The organism is Clostridium sp. ATCC BAA-442, assembly GCF_964239415.1.
GTDB lineage: Bacteria > Bacillota > Clostridia > Oscillospirales > Oscillospiraceae > Flavonifractor > Flavonifractor plautii.
In genome coordinates this window covers 4,786-22,679 of record NZ_CAXSQB010000054.1, presented here as the reverse complement: position 1 = coordinate 22,679, position 17,894 = coordinate 4,786, and the positions used below count along the sequence as shown (strand labels likewise).

Annotated in this window: 27 protein-coding genes; 20 read left to right on the top strand and 7 right to left on the bottom strand. The window is 67.5% G+C overall.

Features of this window, described 5'->3' with window-relative positions; genetic code table 11:
• The first annotated feature begins 133 nt into the window (after positions 1-133).
• From ACESY8_RS16835 to ACESY8_RS16740, 20 genes are all read left to right on the top strand, one after another.
• Complete coding sequence (locus tag ACESY8_RS16835) at positions 134-421, top strand: hypothetical protein (protein ID WP_007492087.1); 288 nt, start codon at positions 134-136, stop codon at positions 419-421.
• Positions 411-1,661 carry a PBSX family phage terminase large subunit gene (locus ACESY8_RS16830; protein WP_007492088.1) on the top strand — a complete coding sequence of 417 codons (1,251 nt, stop codon included), beginning with the start codon at positions 411-413 and terminating at the stop codon, positions 1,659-1,661. Before ACESY8_RS16835 ends, ACESY8_RS16830 begins: the two co-directional genes overlap by 11 nt.
• A 36-nt stretch (positions 1,662-1,697) precedes the next feature.
• Positions 1,698-2,858 carry a phage portal family protein gene (locus ACESY8_RS16825; RefSeq protein ID WP_154250790.1) on the top strand — a complete coding sequence of 387 codons (1,161 nt, stop codon included), beginning with the start codon at positions 1,698-1,700 and terminating at the stop codon, positions 2,856-2,858.
• Between the two features lie 138 nt (positions 2,859-2,996).
• Complete coding sequence (locus ACESY8_RS16820; RefSeq protein ID WP_434307750.1) at positions 2,997-3,857, top strand: hypothetical protein; 861 nt, start codon at positions 2,997-2,999, stop codon at positions 3,855-3,857.
• A gap of 43 nt (positions 3,858-3,900) precedes the next feature.
• Complete coding sequence (locus ACESY8_RS16815; RefSeq protein WP_434307749.1) at positions 3,901-4,251, top strand: hypothetical protein; 351 nt, start codon at positions 3,901-3,903, stop codon at positions 4,249-4,251.
• Between the two features lie 19 nt (positions 4,252-4,270).
• Positions 4,271-5,305 carry a phage major capsid protein gene (locus ACESY8_RS16810; RefSeq protein WP_054339299.1) on the top strand — a complete coding sequence of 345 codons (1,035 nt, stop codon included), beginning with the start codon at positions 4,271-4,273 and terminating at the stop codon, positions 5,303-5,305.
• Positions 5,302-5,652, top strand: coding sequence for a hypothetical protein (locus ACESY8_RS16805; protein WP_204682040.1), 351 nt, complete (start codon positions 5,302-5,304; stop codon positions 5,650-5,652). The genes ACESY8_RS16810 and ACESY8_RS16805 overlap by 4 nt, the downstream gene beginning before the upstream one ends.
• Positions 5,649-5,996: a hypothetical protein gene (locus ACESY8_RS16800; protein WP_009258875.1), complete on the top strand. Its 348-nt coding sequence runs from the start codon at positions 5,649-5,651 to the stop codon at positions 5,994-5,996. The genes ACESY8_RS16805 and ACESY8_RS16800 overlap by 4 nt, the downstream gene beginning before the upstream one ends.
• Positions 5,997-6,008: 12 nt before the next feature.
• Positions 6,009-6,497, top strand: a complete 489-nt coding sequence (locus tag ACESY8_RS16795) for a hypothetical protein (protein WP_054339300.1) — start codon at positions 6,009-6,011, stop codon at positions 6,495-6,497.
• Positions 6,494-7,528 carry a phage tail sheath C-terminal domain-containing protein gene (locus ACESY8_RS16790; protein WP_009258873.1) on the top strand — a complete coding sequence of 345 codons (1,035 nt, stop codon included), beginning with the start codon at positions 6,494-6,496 and terminating at the stop codon, positions 7,526-7,528. Before ACESY8_RS16795 ends, ACESY8_RS16790 begins: the two co-directional genes overlap by 4 nt.
• A 19-nt stretch (positions 7,529-7,547) precedes the next feature.
• Positions 7,548-7,937, top strand: a complete 390-nt coding sequence (locus ACESY8_RS16785; RefSeq protein WP_007492097.1) for a hypothetical protein — start codon at positions 7,548-7,550, stop codon at positions 7,935-7,937.
• Between the two features lies 1 nt (position 7,938).
• Positions 7,939-8,349, top strand: coding sequence for a hypothetical protein (locus tag ACESY8_RS16780; RefSeq protein ID WP_055181326.1), 411 nt, complete (start codon positions 7,939-7,941; stop codon positions 8,347-8,349).
• The gene (locus ACESY8_RS16775) at positions 8,346-8,555 is read left to right on the top strand and encodes a hypothetical protein (RefSeq protein ID WP_007492099.1); all 210 of its coding nucleotides are present in this window, start codon (positions 8,346-8,348) and stop codon (positions 8,553-8,555) included. The genes ACESY8_RS16780 and ACESY8_RS16775 overlap by 4 nt, the downstream gene beginning before the upstream one ends.
• Positions 8,552-9,112 carry a hypothetical protein gene (locus ACESY8_RS16770; protein WP_007492100.1) on the top strand — a complete coding sequence of 187 codons (561 nt, stop codon included), beginning with the start codon at positions 8,552-8,554 and terminating at the stop codon, positions 9,110-9,112. Before ACESY8_RS16775 ends, ACESY8_RS16770 begins: the two co-directional genes overlap by 4 nt.
• A gap of 11 nt (positions 9,113-9,123) precedes the next feature.
• Positions 9,124-9,681, top strand: coding sequence for a LysM peptidoglycan-binding domain-containing protein (locus ACESY8_RS16765; protein WP_007492102.1), 558 nt, complete (start codon positions 9,124-9,126; stop codon positions 9,679-9,681).
• Positions 9,681-10,619, top strand: coding sequence for a hypothetical protein (locus tag ACESY8_RS16760; RefSeq protein ID WP_007492107.1), 939 nt, complete (start codon positions 9,681-9,683; stop codon positions 10,617-10,619). The genes ACESY8_RS16765 and ACESY8_RS16760 overlap by 1 nt, the downstream gene beginning before the upstream one ends.
• 15 nt (positions 10,620-10,634) lie before the next feature.
• Positions 10,635-11,003: a hypothetical protein gene (locus tag ACESY8_RS16755; protein ID WP_009258867.1), complete on the top strand. Its 369-nt coding sequence runs from the start codon at positions 10,635-10,637 to the stop codon at positions 11,001-11,003.
• An 11-nt stretch (positions 11,004-11,014) separates the two neighbouring features.
• On the top strand, positions 11,015-11,350 hold the full coding sequence (locus ACESY8_RS16750) for a hypothetical protein (protein ID WP_054339301.1): 336 nt from the start codon (positions 11,015-11,017) through the stop codon (positions 11,348-11,350).
• Positions 11,351-11,354: 4 nt separating this feature from the next.
• Entirely contained in the window at positions 11,355-12,416 is a 1,062-nt protein-coding gene (locus tag ACESY8_RS16745) for a baseplate J/gp47 family protein (RefSeq protein ID WP_498794882.1), read from the top strand.
• Positions 12,413-12,982, top strand: a complete 570-nt coding sequence (locus ACESY8_RS16740; protein ID WP_009258863.1) for a DUF2313 domain-containing protein — start codon at positions 12,413-12,415, stop codon at positions 12,980-12,982. Before ACESY8_RS16745 ends, ACESY8_RS16740 begins: the two co-directional genes overlap by 4 nt.
• Before the next feature lie 65 nt (positions 12,983-13,047).
• Here ACESY8_RS16740 and ACESY8_RS16735 read toward each other — a convergent pair whose 3' ends face one another.
• The 7 genes from ACESY8_RS16735 to ACESY8_RS16705 all read right to left on the bottom strand — a co-directional run.
• On the bottom strand, positions 13,048-13,584 hold the full coding sequence (locus ACESY8_RS16735) for an S-layer homology domain-containing protein (protein ID WP_024725140.1): 537 nt from the start codon (positions 13,582-13,584) through the stop codon (positions 13,048-13,050).
• A 61-nt stretch (positions 13,585-13,645) separates the two neighbouring features.
• Entirely contained in the window at positions 13,646-14,230 is a 585-nt protein-coding gene (locus ACESY8_RS16730) for a DUF5044 domain-containing protein (RefSeq protein WP_024725141.1), read from the bottom strand.
• A complete protein-coding gene (locus ACESY8_RS16725; RefSeq protein ID WP_024725142.1) occupies positions 14,227-15,003 on the bottom strand; it encodes a permease prefix domain 1-containing protein in 777 nt (258 codons plus the stop codon). Before ACESY8_RS16725 ends, ACESY8_RS16730 begins: the two co-directional genes overlap by 4 nt.
• The gene (locus ACESY8_RS16720; protein ID WP_024725143.1) at positions 15,000-15,701 is read right to left on the bottom strand and encodes a DUF5044 domain-containing protein; all 702 of its coding nucleotides are present in this window, start codon (positions 15,699-15,701) and stop codon (positions 15,000-15,002) included. The genes ACESY8_RS16725 and ACESY8_RS16720 overlap by 4 nt, the downstream gene beginning before the upstream one ends.
• Complete coding sequence (locus ACESY8_RS16715) at positions 15,694-16,602, bottom strand: permease prefix domain 1-containing protein (protein WP_498794881.1); 909 nt, start codon at positions 16,600-16,602, stop codon at positions 15,694-15,696. The genes ACESY8_RS16720 and ACESY8_RS16715 overlap by 8 nt, the downstream gene beginning before the upstream one ends.
• Positions 16,539-16,886: a PadR family transcriptional regulator gene (locus ACESY8_RS16710; protein ID WP_007492128.1), complete on the bottom strand. Its 348-nt coding sequence runs from the start codon at positions 16,884-16,886 to the stop codon at positions 16,539-16,541. Before ACESY8_RS16710 ends, ACESY8_RS16715 begins: the two co-directional genes overlap by 64 nt.
• A gap of 78 nt (positions 16,887-16,964) precedes the next feature.
• The coding region (locus tag ACESY8_RS16705) for a D-2-hydroxyacid dehydrogenase (protein WP_498794880.1) at positions 16,965-17,894 on the bottom strand (930 nt) is incomplete at its 5' end.

Sequence of the window (17,894 nt, the reverse complement as noted above, 5' to 3'; positions counted from 1 at the left end):
CAGCTTAGGCAACGATACGAAAAAAGACATGGCTGGCTGCCGTGCCTTTAACCGTAAATCTATTGTAATAGAAAGGTGGACGGAAATGGGCCACTTTTTCGGGGATGCGGAGTGGAGGTGAGGAGGGAAACGCGTGAAGAACGAGCGGGCACGGCTGCTGCGGAGGATGGAGCGGCTGGCAGGTTGCAGAGTAAATGACGCGGTAAAGCTGGCGTTCCTGGACGGAGAACAGCTAGGAGAGATCGACGGGCTGGATCTGGGAGCGCTGAAGGAGTTCAAGCGCAGCGGAAACGGCGCGGTGGAGCTGAAGCTGGTGGATCGGGCGGCCGTGCTGGAGCGGCTGGTGGAGCTGTCCGGCGGCCGGGAGGACGGGGCGGAGGAGTTTTTCCGGGCGCTGCGGGAGAGCGCCGATGCGGTTTAGGGCCTTTTCCCGGCAGCAGAGGCGTGTGCTCACCTGGTGGTGTTCCGCCGAGGGGCAAAGCCGGGAGGCGGTTATTTGCGACGGAGCGGTACGCAGCGGAAAGACCCTGTGCATGGGGCTGGCCTTCTTCCTGTGGGCCACGGCCTGCTTCGACGGCATGGCCTTCGGGCTGTGCGGCAAAACCATCACGGCGCTGCGGCGCAACCTGCTGCGGGAGGTGCTGCCTACGCTGGGGGCGCTGGGGTTCCAGTGGAGGGAGCAGGCATCCCAAAACCGGCTGACGGTACGGCTGGGCGGGAAGGAGAACACCTTCTACCTCTTTGGCGGCAGAGACGAGGGAAGCGCGGCCCTGATTCAGGGCATCACGCTGGCGGGGGTTCTGCTGGATGAGGCGGCCCTCATGCCCCGCTCCTTCGTGGAGCAGGCCTGCGCCCGGTGCTCCGTGCCGGGGAGCCGGATGTGGTTCTCCTGCAACCCGGAGCACCCGGAGCACTGGTTTTACAAGGAGTGGATTTTAAAGGCGGAGGAGCGGCGGGCGCTCTACCTCCACTTCACCATGGAGGATAACCCGGCGCTGACGCCTCAGGTGCGGGAGCGGTACGCGCGCAGCTTCAGCGGCGCCTTCTACCGGCGGTTTGTGTTGGGGGAGTGGGTGGCCGCCCAGGGGCGGGTATACGATTTCTTCGACGAGAGCTGGGCGAGGCCCGTGCCGGTGGGCGGCATGGAGCGGTGGTGCATCTCCTGCGACTACGGTACGGTAAACCCCACGTCCCTGGGGCTGTGGGGGCTGCGGGACGGAGTGTGGTACCGGGTGGCGGAGTCCTACTATGACGCCCGGGCCGAGGGGCGGCAGAGAACCGACGGAGAGCACGCCGACGCCCTGGAGCGGCTGGCGGGGGGACGGCCCATCTGGAAGGTGGTGGCCGACCCGTCGGCGGCCAGCTTTATCGAGACCCTGCGCCGGCGGGGATGGCGGGTGGAAAAGGCCGACAACGACGTGTTGGCCGGTATCCGAACCACCGCCGAACTGCTGCGGCGGGGGAGGCTGGTGATCTGCCAGGGCTGCGCCGACGCCCTCCGGGAGTTTACCCTCTACTGCTGGGATGAGAAGGCCGGGGGCGACCGGGTAAAAAAAGTCCACGACCACGCCATGGACGACATCCGCTATTTTGCCGCCAGTGTTGCGGCGGGAGAGCGGGGGTACGTTGGAGGCCTGTGTGTGGAGCGGGGGCGGTTTTAGCGCGGAGCGCGCCGCGGCAGAGGATGGGAGGAGAGCATGGGTATATTTGCAAGGAAAAGAGAGAATGGGGCCGGGGCGGCGGTGCAGCTCCGGGAGGGGGGACGGCACCCCTTCGGCGTGCTGGACGGGTATGTGCCGCTGAGCCAGGGGGAGATGGAGCTCTACCGGAGCATACGGGAGGCCGTCCCCATTGTGGACGCCGCCCTGCGCAAGCTGGTGCGGCTGGCGGGCGGGGTCAAGGTGTCCTGCCGGGAGAGCGCTGCCCAGGAGGGGCTGGACTGGTTCCTCCAGCATGTGAACACCGGGCGCGGACAGAGGGGTATCCAGTCCTTCCTGGACGGCTATCTGGACTCCATGCTCACCTTCGGCCGGGCGGTGGGGGAGATCGTCCCTGACCGGCGGGGCCGGGAGATCGCGGCGGTGCTGTGCGGCAACCCGGCGGACGTGGAGATTCGGGAGGGGGAGTCGCCGCTGGAGTTTACCCTGTGGGGACGGGATGGGGACGGGCAGCTCCGGGAGCTGCCCCGGCAGGAGCTGCTGCTCTTCACCCCCTTTCAGCCGGAGGTGGGCAGCCCCTACGGCGTGAGTCTGCTGCGGTCCATGCCCTTCCTGACCGGAATCCTGCTGAACATCTACCAGGCGATGGGGATGAACTGGGAGCGGATGGGCAACGTGCGCTTCGCGGTGGTCTACAAGCCGGGGGACGCGCCCCTGGAGCAGTCCATGGCCCAGGAGCGCAGCCGCCAGATCGCCCGGGAGTGGTCCGCAGCCATGGAGGCGGGGCGGGACGGCCGGGTGCGCGATTTTGTCGCCGTGGGCGACGTGGACATCAAGGTGATCGGAGCGGACAACCAGGTGCTGGACAGCGAGGTGCCGGTGCGGCAGATTCTGGAACAGCTCGTGGCCCGGACGGGCATACCGCCCTTCCTGTTGGGATTGAGCTGGTCGTCCACCGAGCGGATGAGCACCCAGCAGGCCGACATGATGACCAGCGAGCTCACCGCCATCCGGCGGGGGCTGGAGCCTGTGGTGGAGCGTATCTGCGAGCTGTGGCTGGCCCTCCACGGGTACGACCGGAGGGTGACGGTGGATTGGGAGGACATCAACCTCCAGGATCTGGTCGAGGAGGCCCGGGCGGAACTGTACCGTGAGCAGGCGGAGGAGCTGCGATTGGCGCGAGAGGGCAAAGAGGGCTGAAGAGTGTCGGCGCGGGCAGAGGAGACCAGATCGGGGTCCCCGGGAAAGTGCGGCGCGTCAGGGATGCCGCGCCCTACGGAGGGAGAGGGGCGGCTCGTCGGGGTATAGGGCGCAGAGTAAGATGAGGGGAGCGATGGGATGAACGTAAACAAGGAGGCGGGCGTGGACTGCGGGCTGGAGGTCAGCCCGGAGGAGCTAAAGGCGATCAACGCCATGAGTAAAAAGAAGCTGCGGCCTGAGGAGGTATACGCCTTCGCGGTGCGGCTGTGCGACAATGAGATCGACCGGGACAACGAGCGGTTCCCGGCCGCTACCCTGGAGGAGCTGGCCCCCCTGTTTGTGGGCAGGAGCGGTCTGTTTGACCACCAGTGGAGCACCCGGAACCAGGCGGCCCGCATCTACCGAACCGAGGTGGTGCGGGAGAGCTGGATGACGGAGGCGGGCGAGCCCTACTGCTATCTGAAGGGCTGCGCCTACCTCCTGCGCACCGAGGGAAACCGGGAGCTGATCGCCGCCATCGAGGGGGGGATCAAGAAGGAGGTCAGCGTGGGCTGCGCGGTGGAGCGGTCGGTGTGCTCCATCTGCGGCGAGGAGCTCCGCACCTGCCCCCACGAGAAGGGGGCGGAGTACGGCGGCAGGCGCTGCTGGGCCGAGCTGGTGAGGGCCACCGACGCCTATGAGTGGTCCTTCGTGGCAGTGCCCGCCCAGAGAAACGCGGGGGTGATGAAGCACATGCGGATGGAGCAGGAGGCCGCCCTGGGGCGAAAATACCTGGAGAGCCTGCGCGGGGAGGTGGCCCGCCTGGGCGGCCTGGCCGGGCTGGGGCTGGAGCACGCCGTGCTCCGGGGCATCGCGGACAAGCTGGGCTATGATGAGCTACTGGCCCTCAAAGGCGCGCTGGAGCGGCAGGCCGAGCGGGTGTTCCCGGTGGAGACCCAGCTGCGGTATGGCGGCGGGCGGGAGAACAACGGAGAGCGGGACGGGGCATTTTTGATCTGAGCGGCCCCTGCGCAGAGAGGACAGAGGAGAAAGGAGAGGCAGCATGAGCAGGATTTCGTTTGAGGGAATTGAAGAGGTGGCGGCCACCTTTGCCTGCGGCGAAGGGGTGAAGGCGGGACAGGTGGTGAAGCTCACCGGGGACGGCACCGTGGGCCCCTGCGGCGACGGCGAGCGCTTTTGCGGCGTGGCCCTGAGCGCCGGGGAGGGCTTCGCGGCGGTACAGCTGGGCGGGCTGATCCGGGTGGCCGCCAGCGGCGGCGCGCTCACCGAGGGGTGGAACCGGCTGCTGGCCGACGGCTCCGGCGGCGTCCGGCCGGACAGCGCCGAGGCGCCCACCGGCGGCGAATATCTGGTGGTGCGGGCGGAGAGCGGCGGCGCTGTCATCCGCCTGTGAGAAAGGGAGGAATGGAACTATGGGATATCGTTTTGACAACCTGAGACTGGAAAAGGGCATGTATAACGAGGCGGGCCGCTCCTTCACCCAGGTGCTGGAGCGGGAGGACCCCTCGGAGCAGTATAAGGGCACGGCGCTGGAGGGGCTGGACGCCTATCAGCGGCAGCTCAAGCGCTTTGACATCAAAGTGAAGGGCGCGGGCAGCGACGCGGTGGAGAAGTTCTTCGCCACCAGCCAGTCCGCCGTGCTCTTCCCCGAGTACATCGCCCGCTCCGTGCGGCAGGGCATGGAGGAGGCCAACCTCCTGCCCCACATCACCGCCGCCGTCACCCGGTTTGACGGCATGGACTACCGCTCCATTGCCTCGGTGCCGGACGACGACCAGAAGGCCCTGCGCTGGGTGGAGGAGGGCGCCTCCATCCCACAGACCCAGGTGAAAACCCAGGAGAATCTGGTGAAGCTCCACAAGCGGGGGCGGATGCTGGTGGCCTCCTACGAGGCCATCCGCTATCAGAAGCTGGATCTGTTCTCGGTCACCCTGCGGCAGATCGGCGCTCACATCAACCGGATGCACCTGGAGGACGCCATCGAGGTGCTCCTCAACGGCGACGGCAACGACAACCCCGCCGAGGCCTTCACCGTGGGTACCGATCCCATCGGCGGCACCGCGGGCACCCTCACCTACGATGAGCTGGTGGACTTCTGGGGCCAGTTTGAGCCCTATGAGATGAACACCCTCCTGGTCAGCGGCGACATGATGCGCCAGATGCTCAAGCTGGAGGAGTTCCAGAACCCCCTGACCGGCCTCAACTTCCAGGGCACCGGCAGGCTGGACACCCCTTTGGGCGCAGCTCTGCTGCGCACCTCCGCCCTGGGCGGCGGCACCCTCATCGGCCTGGACCGCCGCTACGCCCTGGAGATGGTGCAGGGCTCCGACGTGCTGGTGGAGTACGACAAGCTCATCGACCGACAGCTGGAGCGGGCCGCCATCACCAGCATCTCCGGCTTCGCCAAGCTGTTCACCGGCGCGGCCAAGGTGCTGAAGCTGAAATGACGGAGCAGATTATGGACATGGCCCGCAGCCTGGGGCATGCGGACGGGGGACAGGAGGAGGCGCTGGAGGCCCTGTGCCGTGCGGCTCAGGCGGAGCTGGCCGGGCGGCTGCGGCCGGAGGTGCGGCCAGAGGACTGCGAAGACGCCTTTATCCTGGCCTGCGCCTGGCTGGCCCTGGCGGGGCTGGCCGCCGGGGAGACCGGCGGCGGGCGGTTTACCGCCGGGGAGGTCACCATCCAGGAGGGAGACGGGGCGGCCCGGGCGGCCGCCCTCCGCCTCCAGGCCGAGACGGTGCTGGGGCCCTGGCTGGCCGACCGGGGGTTTGCCTTTCAGGGGGTACCGGGATGACCGGGACCTGGGGGCGGATTCTGGCGCGGTACGGGCAGAGCGTCACCCTGCGTCGGGGGGAGGAGGAGCGGGCCTGCCGGGCGTTCCTCCAGCCGGTGCGGGAGCGGCGGGAGGACTGGTACCAGGAGTTGCCCACCCCGCTGGGGACGGTGCGGCGGGATCAGTGGCTCTACCTGGGGCCGCCGGAGCTCTCACTGGAGGAAACGAACGGCCTGTGCGTGGAGTGGAACGGGCTGCGCTTTGCGGTGCGGGCGGCCCAGCCCGTCTGCGTGGGGGAGGAGACGCTGTACTGGTGGGCCCTGCTGGCGGTGGAGGACGGAGAGGCGCAGACAGAGCAGACGTGAGGGGGAAAACACTTGGATTTTCAGGCGGTGCGGGAGCAGATGGCGGCGTTCCTGAGACAGCAGGGGGTGGACGCGGTATGCGCCTACCCGGAGGAGCGGCGGAACCGCCGGAGCGGGCCGGTGGCCGCTGTGTCCCTGCGGGCCTGCCAGGGCGGGCCGGGCGGCTTTCGGGATTACCTGGGAGAGCGGTACGACGAGAGCACCGGCCAGTGGCAGGAGCTGTACGGCCGCCGGGTGACCCTCACCTTCGGGCTGGACCTCTATGGAGAGAGCGCTGGGGAGCTCCAGACGGCCTACGACCGGATGGCGGAGGCCTTTCAGTGGGAGGGACCCGCCGGGCTGGCGCTGCGGGAGCTCTCCTGCGGGGAGACGGAATTTGACCGGGCGGCCGGCCTCTACCGCAGGGCGGTGACGGCGGTGTGTCAGGGATACCTGTACGCCGTGGCCGACGAGGGCGGCACCTTCCTGGACTTTGTTGTGAGAGGAGAGGGACATCTATGAGCGTGACAAACCATGAGCGGCCGGGGGTATACTCCCGGTACGACGCATCCACGGTGGTGAAAGGCCGCGGCGGCGGCGGGTGCGTGGGACTGGCGGCCCTGTGCGGCACAGGAACGGCGGGAACACTCTACACCTTTAACCGCTATGAGGAGGCGGTGACCGCCTTCGGCGGAGAGGAAACGCTGACGGAGCTGGTGCGGCTGCTGTTCCTCAATGGCGCGGCCCAGGTCAAGGCGGTGCCGGTGGCCGAAGAGGCGGGCTACAAGGCGGCCTTTTCGGTGCTGGAAGCGGCGGAGGACATCGCAGTGGTGGTGTGCGACAGCGGCGAGCTGACCGTGCAGCAGGCCCTGCGGGACAGCGTGAAGGCCGCCTCTGAAGCGCGGCGAGAGCGCATCGCCGTGGTGGGCGGCAAGGCGGGGGAGAATGCCACAGCCCTGGTTCAGCGGGCCGAGGGGCTCAACAGCGAGCGGGTGGTGCTCACCGCCCCGGTGGGAGAAGGCGGCGGCGCGGCGGTGGCCGCGGCAGTGGCGGGAGCCATCGCCGGGGAGAGCGACCCGGCCATTCCCCTGGGCGGCGCGGAGCTGAAAGGCGTGGACGGGCTGGAGGCCCGGTATGGGGATACGGAGATCGACACCCTGGTGCGGGGCGGGGTCACCCCGGTGGAGCAGGCGGCCGGGGTGGTCAGCGTGGTGCGGGGCGTGACCACCCGCACCAAGACCGGAGAGGCGGCGGACGCCACCTGGCGGGAGCTGACCACCATCCGCATCGTGGACGACGTGATCCCCACCGTGCGCGACGCCCTGCGTGCCCGGTTCCGCCGGGCCAAGAACACCGAGCAGAGCCGGGGAGCCATCCGCTCCCAGGTGGTGCTGGAGCTGGAAAACAAGCTGGCGCGGGAGATCATTACCGGATACGGCGAGGTCTCCGTAGAGGCCGATGCGGACAACCCCACGGTGTGTCTGGTGGATTTTTCCTTTACCGTGGCCCATGGGCTCAACCAGATCTGGCTGAGCGCGCATATCACTGTGTGAGAATGGGGGAGGAAGGAACATGAAGGTTGCGGGATTTCCAACCAGCAGCGACATCTATCTGGAGGTGGACGGCAAAAAGGTGGCGGTGGTGCAGAGCTATACCGCCAAGTCCAGCCGTACCAGCCAGACCGTGGAGGCCTTCGGCGAGGACGAGCCGGTGGCCACCATACCGGGCCAACGTACCCACGTCATCGAACTGACCCGGCTGTACGCCACCGATGAGGCCATCCGGGACGGGCTGAACTTCCATGCGCTGGAGGACTTCAGCCTGGTCATCTGCAAGCCGGACCGGAAGATCATCTACTCCGGCTGCCAGTGGAGCTCCATCGGCGAGACCGGCGCGCTGGGGGCCATGGTGGTGGAGAAGATCACCATCGTAGCGGCCAGGCGGATTGAAACGGCGGTGTGATATGCTGGAGAGACGGGAACGGCTGAAGCTGGAGGACGGGAGGGAGCTGCGGCTTCTCTCCGCCCTGGAGGTGCTGGAGGCCCGCCGGGAGGCGGAGGGGCTGGCCCGGGGGGAGGCGGAGGCCGCCCTGTGCGCCAACGCCTGCCTGCTGGCCCGGGCGCTGGAGCGGGGCGGACAGCCGGTGTTCGCGGACGGCGGGGCGGCTCTGGCGGGGCTGAGCGCCCGGGAGATCGGGGCGCTGGCGGGCCGGTGGGCCGCCTTTGACCGGGCGGAAAACCCCTCCCCCGAGGACGGGGAGGAGCGGCTGGAAGGGTTAAAAAAAGCCTGGAGCACGCGCCCTATGAGCGCCTTCGCTGGCGCGTGCTCCAACGCTTTGGCGCGCTTCCGACGGAGGAGCGGGCCAAACAGATGAAGGCGCGGGACTATCTCTGGTGCGCCCTCCACCTGGCGCTGGACCGGGAGGAGGAGCTGGCGCGGCTGTGTCCCGCCTGCCGAAGCGAGGCGGCGGAGGAGCGGTGCCCGGCCTGCGGCGCGCTCCGGACAGAGACGGCGGCGGGGCAGAACGCGGCCTTTGACGAGGCGCGGTTTGAACGGCTGAAACGGGGGGAGAGCGGTTGACGGACTATATCGCGGTATTGCTGGCACAGCAGGAGGAGCAGGAACAGGGCGAGGCCCCGGAGCTGGAGACCGGCCCCCTGACGGTATGGCTGGAGGAGAATACGCGGCCCGCAGAGGCCGCAGCAGCGCGGCGCAGAGTGGAGCAGGACGAGGCCGGCGCGTGTGCCGGACCGGGTGCGGTGATAGGGAACCGATATGTGCCGGAGGCCCCGGTCGGGGACTCCAGCGGACAGCCATCGGACCGGGGAGCGAAGCAGTGGGCAGACGGCCTCCAGACCGCCGGTACGTTGGAGACGGCGGGAAAAATGGGGGAGCGGACGGCTCAACCGGCCCGGCCGGAGCACACCGCAGAATACCGGAGCGGGTCAGGGGTGGCCTGGCTCGACGGTCTGGTGCGCAGGAGCATGGAGCGGGAGTGGAGCGGCGGAACGGAGAGGCGGGTGGTGACGGTGGAGCAGTACGGCGGAGCGGTGGGCGCTCCGGCGGAGGCCGAGGCGCTGGACCGGCTGTTTCGCCGGGACGCCCGGCGGTATGATGGGGGGTTCCGGCTGCTGTGAGATTGGCTTCCATGCGGTACAAGGACTATGTATGGCCCCACAACCCGCGGGTTTACACCATTGAATATAAGCGGACTATGGGGGCGCGAAAGGTGCCCTTCGGGCGCTACCACCTCCAGGATCTGGGCCCCGCCCAGCGGGTCATGCGGGGCGAGGGGGAATTCGTGGGCGAAGGGGCCTACGGGGAGTTTAAGAAGCTGGCTACCGTATTCTACGCCGGGGGACCGGGGCTGCTGGTTCACCCGGTTTGGCAGACCTCCAACGCCTACTTTGTGGAGCTCTCACTCCGGCAGGAGCCCAGGGCGGACTATGTGGGGTATTCCTTTGCTTTCTGGGAGGGATACGACGGACACAGCACCGGCGTACAGGTGACCGGGGGCGGAGGAGAACCGGAGACAGGCCCGGCCGCCGGTACGGCGGGGGAGCGGCGGCACACGGTGCGCCAGGGGGAGACCCTGTGGGGGATCGCCCGGGATTACGGACTCAGCCTGACCGAGCTCATCGCCCTCAATCCCCAGATTAAAAATCCAAACCTGATTCTAGCAGGGGAGGAGGTGCGCCTGGCGTGATGCGGGGAGAACTGCTGTGCTGGGATGGGCGGCGCATCCGCCTGCCCGACGCGGTGGAGTGGCAGTTTCAATACGGCTGCGGCACGCCCTGCGACAGCTTTCAGCTCACCTGCCTGTGGGAGCCGGACAGCGGGAACGACCTGACCGAGGCGGTGAGCTTTACGGCGGAGGAGAACGGGGAACGGCTCTTCACCGGCGTGGTGGACGAGTGCGAGCGGGGCTGGGACACCGCGGGGGGCACCCTTACCGTGGCGGGCCGGGGAATGGCCGCCCGCCTGCTGGACAACGAGGCGCTGGGGGCAGACTACCAGGTGGCCACTGTTGAGGATATCCTGCGGGACCACGTGGCCCCCTACGGCATTGAGATCGTGCGGGGGGCGGAGCTGCCGCCGGTGCCGGGCTTCTCGGTGGACGCGGGGAGCAGCGAGTGGCAGGTGGTCTATGAATTCTGCCGCTATTACGGGGGAATTGCCCCCCGGTTTGACCGGCTGGGGCGGCTGGTACTGGCCCCCTGGGAGGAGGGGCGGCGGCTGGTGCTGGGGGCGGACGCGGCGGTGACGAGCTTCCGCCTGCGGGAGCAGCGATACGGGGTACTCTCCGAGGTGCTGGTGCGGGACCGCACCACAGAGGAGGTTCAGCGGGTGGCGGACGAGGACTTCCTGCGCCGGGGCGGCCGGTGCCGCCGTGTGCTCACCATGCCGGGAAAGAGCAGCTATCAGGCCATGCGCTATTCCGGGGCGTATCAACTGGCACGCGCCCGGGAAGAGCTGCGGCAGGCAGAGTTGGAGCTGCCGGAGGCCTTTGCCGCGTGGCCGGGGGAACTGGTGGAGCTCAACCTGGCCAAGGGGACGGGACGGGGCCTCTGGCGGGTACGGGAGAGCGTATGCGGCCTGACGGCGGCGGGAACCTACACCCGGCTGACGCTGGGGGAGCCATAGCGGAGGAGTGGTTTTATGTGGATTTCGGAGCAGGGGCGGAGAAGGGCAGAGCCGGACGGAACAGCACTGGTGGGCCGGGTCACCTTGCCCGGCGACCCGGCCGGGGTGTATCTGGCTGGAGAGCGGCGGGAGCTGCCCGTGTTTGGCCCGGGCGGCTATGTGTGGCGGCCGGAGGAGGGCGAGCAGGTGCTGGTGCTCAAGACCGGTCAGGCGGGAGAGGCCCCCTGTGTGGCCGGCCAGGCCTGCGGGCAGGACTGGAACCTGGCGGCGGGCGAGGTGCTCATCTACAGCGGTTCGGCCTCCATTCGCATCGGCGGCGGGGGTATCCGGCTGACCGGAGATGTGCTGGTCAACGGCAAGCCGGTGCTTACAGGGGAGGGCTGAGCGTGGAACTAATGGTGCGGAACGGCGACTACGTCAGCGACGGCGCGGGTGGCTTCCTGCGGGCGGAAGGGACGGACGAGCTGCTGCAGCGGGTGTTGTGGAAGCTGTCCATCCCGCGGGGGAGCTTTCCGCTGCTGCCTGCGCTGGGCAGTGAGCTCCACCGGCTCGGCCGGGCCAAGCCCGCTGAGCGGGCCGGACTGGCCCGGCAGTATGTGGCCCAGGCACTTTCCGATGAGGCGGAGCTGTCGGTGGCCGGGGTGGAGCTGTCGGCCGGGGGAGAACTGACGGTCGAGCTGGACTGGCGGGGCGAGGCGCTCCGCCTGATACTTGGGACGGGAGGCGTATGACGGGATGACGGTGGAGGAGCTCTACGGGCAGATGGTGGACACCTTTCAGCGGGAGACGGGGCTGGCGCTGGCCGGGGACGGAGACATGGCGGTGCGGCTTTACGCCGTGGCGGCCCAGCTCTACGCCCTGTATGTGCAGGCCGACTGGGTGGGGCGGCAGTGCTTCCCCCAGACGGCCCAGGGGGACTACCTGGATAAGCATGCTCAACTGCGGGGGCTGGAGCGCCGGGCGGCCACAGCGGCGGTCGGGGTGCTCTCCTTCGAGACAGACCATCCGCCGGAGGCCGATCTGAGCATCCCGGAGGGGACGGTATGCATGACAGCGGCCCAGGTGCGCTTTGAGACCACCGAGGCGGGCGTTTTAAAGGCGGGGCAGACCTCCGCCCAGGTGCGGGCCAGAGCGGTGGAGCCGGGCGCGGCGGGAAATGCGGCGGCCGGGACGGTGCGTGCCATGGCGGTGGCGCCGGTGGGGGTGAGCCGGTGCACCAATCCTGAGGCCTTTTCCGGAGGACTGGATGCCGAGGGGGACGAGAGCCTGCGGGAGCGGGTGCTGGAGACCTTTCGGCGGATGCCCAACGGGGCCAACGCCGCCTTTTACCAGCAGGAGGCCCTCTCCTTTCCGGAGGTGGCGGCGGCTACCGTGGTGGCGCGGCCCCGGGGCGGGGGGACGGTGGACGTGTTTCTTGCCACGGCGGCGGGGCTGCCCGACAGCGGGCTGCTGGAACAGGTGGCGGCCCATCTGGAGGAACGCCGCGAAATCGCCGTGGATGTTCAGGTGAAGGCGCCGGAGGTAAGGACGGTGGATGTGTCAGTTCAGGTGGCGGCCCGGCCGGGGGCGGACTTTGACACCGTCCGGCAGGCGGTGGAGTCCGCCGTACGGGGCTGGTTTGACGGGCGGCTCTTGGGGCAGAGTGTCCTGCGGGCCCAGCTGGGGGCGCTGATCTTCGGGGTGGAGGGCGTGGAGAACTACGCCCCCACCGCCCCGGCGGCCGATGTGGCGGCAGCGGTGGACGAGCTGCCACAACTGGGCACACTGACGGTAGCAGCACTGGAGGGGACGGCATGAGCTACGGGGCATACCTCAGGGAGCTGCTCCGGCCCCTGCGTATCTATGGGCTGGAGGGCACCGCCAATGGCGGTGAGCTGGAGGCCCAGGGGAAGGCGCTGGATGGGGTGGAGGCCGCCATGGAGGAGGTACAGCGGGAGATGCTGATCTGCACCGCAGAGGGACGGGGGCTGGAGGCCGTCGAGGCACTGCTGGCCCGAAAGCCGGTAGCTGCCAGCCTGGAGCGGCGGCGGGCGGCGCTGGCCGCCCTGCTGCGCATCGGCGGGGACAGCTTTACCTTGACGGCGATCAACGATAATCTAAAAGGCTGCGGCCTCAACGCCGTGGCCAGCGAGACGGAAACGCCCGGCGTTGTGGAGGTGCGGTTCCCCGATGTACCAGGCATCCCGGACGGGTTTGAATCAATGAGGGCCATCCTGGAGGATATTCTGCCCTGCCATCTGGACATACGGTATGTCTACTGGTACATCACCTGGGCCCTCATGGAGGAGCGCTTTGCCACCTGGGGAGACATTGAGAAGCTGGGGCCCACCTGGGAGGAGCTGGAGAAGATGGTGCGGGACTAGCCTGCCTGTCGCATAAAAATGCCTGGAACCATATGGTTCCAGGCATTTTTTGCTTAAAAGGGAGCTCACCAGTGCTCCAGAAGATAGGGAATAGCCGGGACAGGGCGGTCAAAAAAACGGGCGAGGGCCTGCTCCAGCTCCTCCGGGGAGAGGGTGCCCTGGGGCTCCGGCCTGCCGTCCGCGCCCCACGCCAGCAGGCCGATGCCGGCGGCCCAGTAGAGGGAGTCGTCCGCCCAGGGAGAGATCCCCTCAAAGTCGTTACAGGCGGCCACTCCGCTGGGCAGAAAGGTGTCCCGCCCCAGGTGGACGGCGTAGCGGCGGAGCAGGACGGCGGCCTCCTCGCGGGTGATGGGGCGGTCAGGGACAAAAAGTGTGCCGCCGGTGCCCCGCACGATCCCAAGATCATAGGCCCAGGCTACAGCCGTGGCACCGGGGGAGTTGGGATTCACATCGGAGAAAGGGCCGTTGGCATCGTAGGGGACAGCACCCGAGCAGGTCCACAGGGCGGCCACAAACTGGACACGGGTGACCGGGGACTGGGCCGCTGCCGCCGCAGGGAGCAGCAGGGTGAGGAGCAGGAGTGCAGGAATGAGCTGTCTCATGGCATATCCTCCTTTGGGTATAGCATACCATATACTGGAAGAATATGCCGTCGAATTGAGGTCAGATGATATCGTGTTCGTCAACCATGGTACGCTCCACCGTATAGAGCACCTGCCCCTGGCCGTCCAGGGCCTGAGCGGTGTAGAGCGTGTAAGTTGGAAGCCGCTCCGGGGCACACCAGAGAAACAGCCCGCCGCTGTCGGGAGAGACCTCCGCCGTATGGGTCCCCCCATCGCCGGTGCAGGTGATGCGGACGGACTCAATGGCCGGGTCGGAGCAGAGGCCAAAAAAGAGATCATAATGGATGCCGCAGACGGAGAGGGGGGCGTCCTCCACCGGGGCGGCGATCAGTCCCCTGGCATCGGGCCGCCAGGTGTGCCCGAGGAAAAAGGGCTGGCGCTCCAGGGAGCAGACGGCGTACCAGCGGTCATAGCGGAGGGCGTAGATCGCCTCCTCCGGGTACCACTGGGCGGCGTCCACCGGGCCGAAGTGGAAGCGGCTCTGGAGCCGCTCCAGGGCCGCCTGGTGGGTGAAGCAGGGGCGGAGGACGAGCAGCAGGGCCAGGGGGAGCAGCAGCAGGAGCACCACATTGCGGCGCAGGCGGCCCCTGGGCGTGAGCCGCAGGCGGGAGAGCGGGCGTTTCACGACTGTACACCCTCCTTCAGAAGTGGAATTTCTACCCGGAAGGTGTGGCCGAACACGTTCCCCTCGAGCCACAAGTGCTCCGCATCTTCGGGGGGAAGCTGGGGCAGGATGATCCAACGGTTGACTCCGGAGTGAAGGGAGGTGGCGGGGATGCACTCCCAGCCAGTATCGGCGACAAAGCGGTAGAACACATTGCCCGGCACGTTTTCCACAAAGTGCATCTCCAGGCGGGGGCTGCCGTTATCAGGCAACCAGCCGTCGGCCGGGTCGCAAGTTAGGTAGATCTCATAGGCGAACGGTTGCCCGGCCGAGCTCATGACACCGATGGTGTGGAAGTGGAGCCACAGGCCGTCCACCTCTGCCCACTCGTCTATAGCCAGCGGGTATTCGTATCGCTCCTGGTAGTGCGCCCGGGTATCCTCAGGGGCAGCACGCCGGGCAAGAACGGTTTTTGCGGAATCCAGCGACCAGAGGGCTAGGGCAAGGATGCAGACGACCAGAAGAAAGACCAATATTATGTTGGTGGCCGCCACAGAGAGGCACAGCAGAGGCGGGTGAGCGCGGTCGAGCTGGCGGCCTAGTTCCTCCGGCTCACCCATGGCGGTCACGGCCTGGGCGGCAGCCTCCTCGGGAGACAGACCCCGCGCCTCCAGGGCGGCGGCGTGATCCTCCAGATGGGCGGTGAGCTCCGCCGTGATGGCCTTATGGTCCGGCCAGAAGCGGACACAGCGGCACACCTGGGTGCAGAAATCGTCGATGGTGCCGCGGCTCATGATCCAACCTCCCCGGGGTATAAAGCCTCGTAGCGGAAGCGCCAGTTGTCAGGGTCGGGGATGCTGTAGTCCTCCGCCCAGCTCTCGGGCAGGGGGGACTGGTAGATCAGAGTACCATCCGCGGCATAGCCACGGACGCGCAGATCCTCCGGGTACAGCCAGACTGCCTCTTCCAGATCCCAGCGGATCAGGAAGCAGTCCGCTGTGTGCTGATCCTGGACAGCGGTGGCCAGGAGATCGCTGCCGCTGTAAGTAAATACGGGGAACTCGATTTCCACCCGGGCGATGTCCGGGTCGTTGCACACCACCAGCACCGCGCCTTCTGCCCAGTCGCTAACCACCAGGGGTACCAGGGGCAGAGACGGGTCGTTCTCCACGGCATCCAAAGCGCCGCTTTGCCAGAAGAGGCCGTAGTGATTCACACTGCACCAGGCATACCAGTCCCCCCACCGCAGGATGTAGTAGCGGTCGGACTGACCGATTTTGAACTTATTGTAGCCGCGTGAAAAGTCGATGGAGGTGAGCACTTCCCCTGGGCCGAAGAAGTACCGCTTCTGGGTGGCCCGGAGGGCCTGCCCGGCGGTGAGAATGGGGTAGTCCAGAACCAGGACCAGCACCGCCAGGAGGATGGGCAGGGCGATGGCCATCCGGATCGTCCGGCGCTTTCGCCGGGCGGGGGTCATGGGGCGCCTAGCCATCTGCTTCGCCTCCTTCCAGGGGAACGGTGAGCCACAGCACATTCTCCCCCCAGCGGTCAAAGCGGAGGGTGATCTCAGTGGCCGAAGGGTCGATGCCGGAGACCCACAAGTCGTAGTAGCTGGCAAAGGGGTAGGAGGCCGAGGGGTTCCCAGAGGACTCACCAAAGTCCATAGTGGAGTATCCTTGTTCTATCAGCAGCCTGCCCTGACGATAGGAGGGATAGAAATTGCCTAGGTCGTCCTCCGCCCACAGCCAGTCCCGGAGCGCCGGCTCCCGGTTCCATGGGTTGGGGTGGGTGACCTTCAGCAGGTAGTAGAGGGCCTGCCCATCTCCCAAGTCCAACACCACCGCCCGGTGAATGGAGAAGGTGTAGCCCTCCCACGTCCAGGAACCCTCCGGCCGGAAGTCCACCACGATTTCTTCCGGGGCGGACCGCTCCAGGGCACTGCCCAGTCCACCCAGACTGTTGTACGTGGGCGGGGCCAGCAGATTGACCGCGACGGTTCCCAGCCGGGGCACGGAAAAGAGCAGCATCAGTACGCCCGCCAGCACCACTGCCCGCACGAACCAGATCTGGAGCCACCCCAAGAGGGGATTGTGGATGGAGTCCAGCCAGCGGCCCAGCTCTTCCGGATTCCCCATGGCCTCCACCGCCCGGCGCTCCGCCTCCCGCAGCGGCATGTCCGGGCGGGGCTCCAGAATGGCGGCCTTGTGATCCTCCAGGTGAGCGGTGAGCTCCGCCGTGATGGCCTCGTGGTCCGGCCGGAAGCGGACGTACATGCATACGTGGTCGCAGAACTGGCTGATGGTGCGGTGGGGGGCCGCCGCCGGGGCGCTCATGCCAGGGCCGGACTGGTTCCGGCCAGAATGGCGTTGACGGTATGGGTAAATTCCACCCACTCCTCCTTCTTTTCGTCCAGCAGGCGCAGGCCCTTGCGGGTGATGCGGTAGTATTTCCGCATCCGGCCCGTGGGGGCCTCTTTTTCGTAGGACTTCACCGCTCCGTCCTTCTCCAGTGTGTGGAGGATGGGGTAGAGGGTGCCCTCCTTGAGCGTAAAGGTGTGGTCGCTCCGCGCCTCCAGCTCGGCGATCATCTCATAGCCATATTTGTCCCCGGAGGAGAGCAGGGAGAGTACCAGAAGGGTGGTGGAGCCGGAGAGCAGGTTCTTGTCCGCCTTTTTCATGGGAAGCCTCCTTATACGCAAAATACCTCGGCGATCTAGGTGTATTTTACCTAGACCGCCGAGGTATGTCAAGGGGGGTCAGCGCACTTGATTGCGGAGCGTGCGGCCCTCCACATAGCGCCGCAGGTTGTCCAGGAAAATAGCCTTGATGCGCTCCAGCGTGGCCTCCATGTGGTTATAGCCCCCGGCGGTGTGGGGGGTGAGGAGGAGGCTGGGGGCCTCCCAGAGGGGGTGTCCTGGGGGCAGAGGTTCCGGATCGGTAACGTCCAGTCCCGCGCCCAGCAGGCGGCCGGAGCACAGCACCTCCGCCAGGGCGGTGCAGTCCACGGCGCTCCCACGGCCCGCGTTGAGCAGTACCGCGCCGGGCCTCATAGCCAGCAGCCGGGCCTTGCTCATCAGGCCCGCAGTCTCAGGGGTGTGGGGGAGGGCCAGGGCCACCACATCGGCCTGGGGGAGCAGGCCATCCAGCGCACCCAGACCGTAAATCTCGTCAAAGCCCTCTACCGGGCAGCCCGCGCTCCGGCGCAGCCCAATAACCCGCTGTGCCCCCAGGGCGCGGACCAGCCGGGCAAAGTGGCGGCCAATATCGCCGGCACCGCCCACCAGCACGGTTTTGCCCGCCAGGGAGCCAACGGGTCCAAGATCCGCCCAGATATGGGCCCTCTGCTGGTCCCGGTAGGCGGGCAGGCGCTTATAGATGGCCAGGAGCATGGCCAGCATGTGTTCAGACACGGCTGGGCCGTAGGCTCCCACGGCGGAGGTGAGGCGCACGCCCCCGGGTAGGACGCCGGGGGCCAGGTAGGGGTCCACCCCCGCGTTCCAGCTCTGCACCCATTTCAGGTTGGGAAAGGTCTTGAGCTGATCGGGGGGGACATAGCCAAGCAGAATGGTGGTGCGCTCCCGCCACTCCTGGGGGATGCTGCTGGCTCCCCCGCGGTCATTGGTGGGGAGAAAGAGATGCTCAGACTCCGGCGCGGGGGGGGGGGGGGGGGGGGGGGGGGGGGGGGG

Coding starts and splice junctions, on each gene's coding strand:
- ACESY8_RS16830 (WP_007492088.1), top strand. CDS start 411: ATGCGGTTTAGGGCCTTTTCCCGGCAGCAGAGGCGTGTGCTCACCTGG.
- ACESY8_RS16825 (WP_154250790.1), top strand. CDS start 1,698: ATGGGTATATTTGCAAGGAAAAGAGAGAATGGGGCCGGGGCGGCGGTG.
- ACESY8_RS16820 (WP_434307750.1), top strand. CDS start 2,997: ATGAACGTAAACAAGGAGGCGGGCGTGGACTGCGGGCTGGAGGTCAGC.
- ACESY8_RS16815 (WP_434307749.1), top strand. CDS start 3,901: ATGAGCAGGATTTCGTTTGAGGGAATTGAAGAGGTGGCGGCCACCTTT.
- ACESY8_RS16810 (WP_054339299.1), top strand. CDS start 4,271: ATGGGATATCGTTTTGACAACCTGAGACTGGAAAAGGGCATGTATAAC.
- ACESY8_RS16805 (WP_204682040.1), top strand. CDS start 5,302: ATGACGGAGCAGATTATGGACATGGCCCGCAGCCTGGGGCATGCGGAC.
- ACESY8_RS16800 (WP_009258875.1), top strand. CDS start 5,649: ATGACCGGGACCTGGGGGCGGATTCTGGCGCGGTACGGGCAGAGCGTC.
- ACESY8_RS16790 (WP_009258873.1), top strand. CDS start 6,494: ATGAGCGTGACAAACCATGAGCGGCCGGGGGTATACTCCCGGTACGAC.
- ACESY8_RS16785 (WP_007492097.1), top strand. CDS start 7,548: ATGAAGGTTGCGGGATTTCCAACCAGCAGCGACATCTATCTGGAGGTG.
- ACESY8_RS16780 (WP_055181326.1), top strand. CDS start 7,939: ATGCTGGAGAGACGGGAACGGCTGAAGCTGGAGGACGGGAGGGAGCTG.
- ACESY8_RS16775 (WP_007492099.1), top strand. CDS start 8,346: ATGAAGGCGCGGGACTATCTCTGGTGCGCCCTCCACCTGGCGCTGGAC.
- ACESY8_RS16765 (WP_007492102.1), top strand. CDS start 9,124: ATGCGGTACAAGGACTATGTATGGCCCCACAACCCGCGGGTTTACACC.
- ACESY8_RS16760 (WP_007492107.1), top strand. CDS start 9,681: ATGCGGGGAGAACTGCTGTGCTGGGATGGGCGGCGCATCCGCCTGCCC.
- ACESY8_RS16755 (WP_009258867.1), top strand. CDS start 10,635: ATGTGGATTTCGGAGCAGGGGCGGAGAAGGGCAGAGCCGGACGGAACA.
- ACESY8_RS16750 (WP_054339301.1), top strand. CDS start 11,015: ATGGTGCGGAACGGCGACTACGTCAGCGACGGCGCGGGTGGCTTCCTG.
- ACESY8_RS16745 (WP_498794882.1), top strand. CDS start 11,355: ATGACGGTGGAGGAGCTCTACGGGCAGATGGTGGACACCTTTCAGCGG.
- ACESY8_RS16740 (WP_009258863.1), top strand. CDS start 12,413: ATGAGCTACGGGGCATACCTCAGGGAGCTGCTCCGGCCCCTGCGTATC.
- ACESY8_RS16735 (WP_024725140.1), bottom strand. CDS start 13,584: ATGAGACAGCTCATTCCTGCACTCCTGCTCCTCACCCTGCTGCTCCCT.
- ACESY8_RS16725 (WP_024725142.1), bottom strand. CDS start 15,003: ATGAGCCGCGGCACCATCGACGATTTCTGCACCCAGGTGTGCCGCTGT.
- ACESY8_RS16720 (WP_024725143.1), bottom strand. CDS start 15,701: ATGGCTAGGCGCCCCATGACCCCCGCCCGGCGAAAGCGCCGGACGATC.
- ACESY8_RS16710 (WP_007492128.1), bottom strand. CDS start 16,886: ATGAAAAAGGCGGACAAGAACCTGCTCTCCGGCTCCACCACCCTTCTG.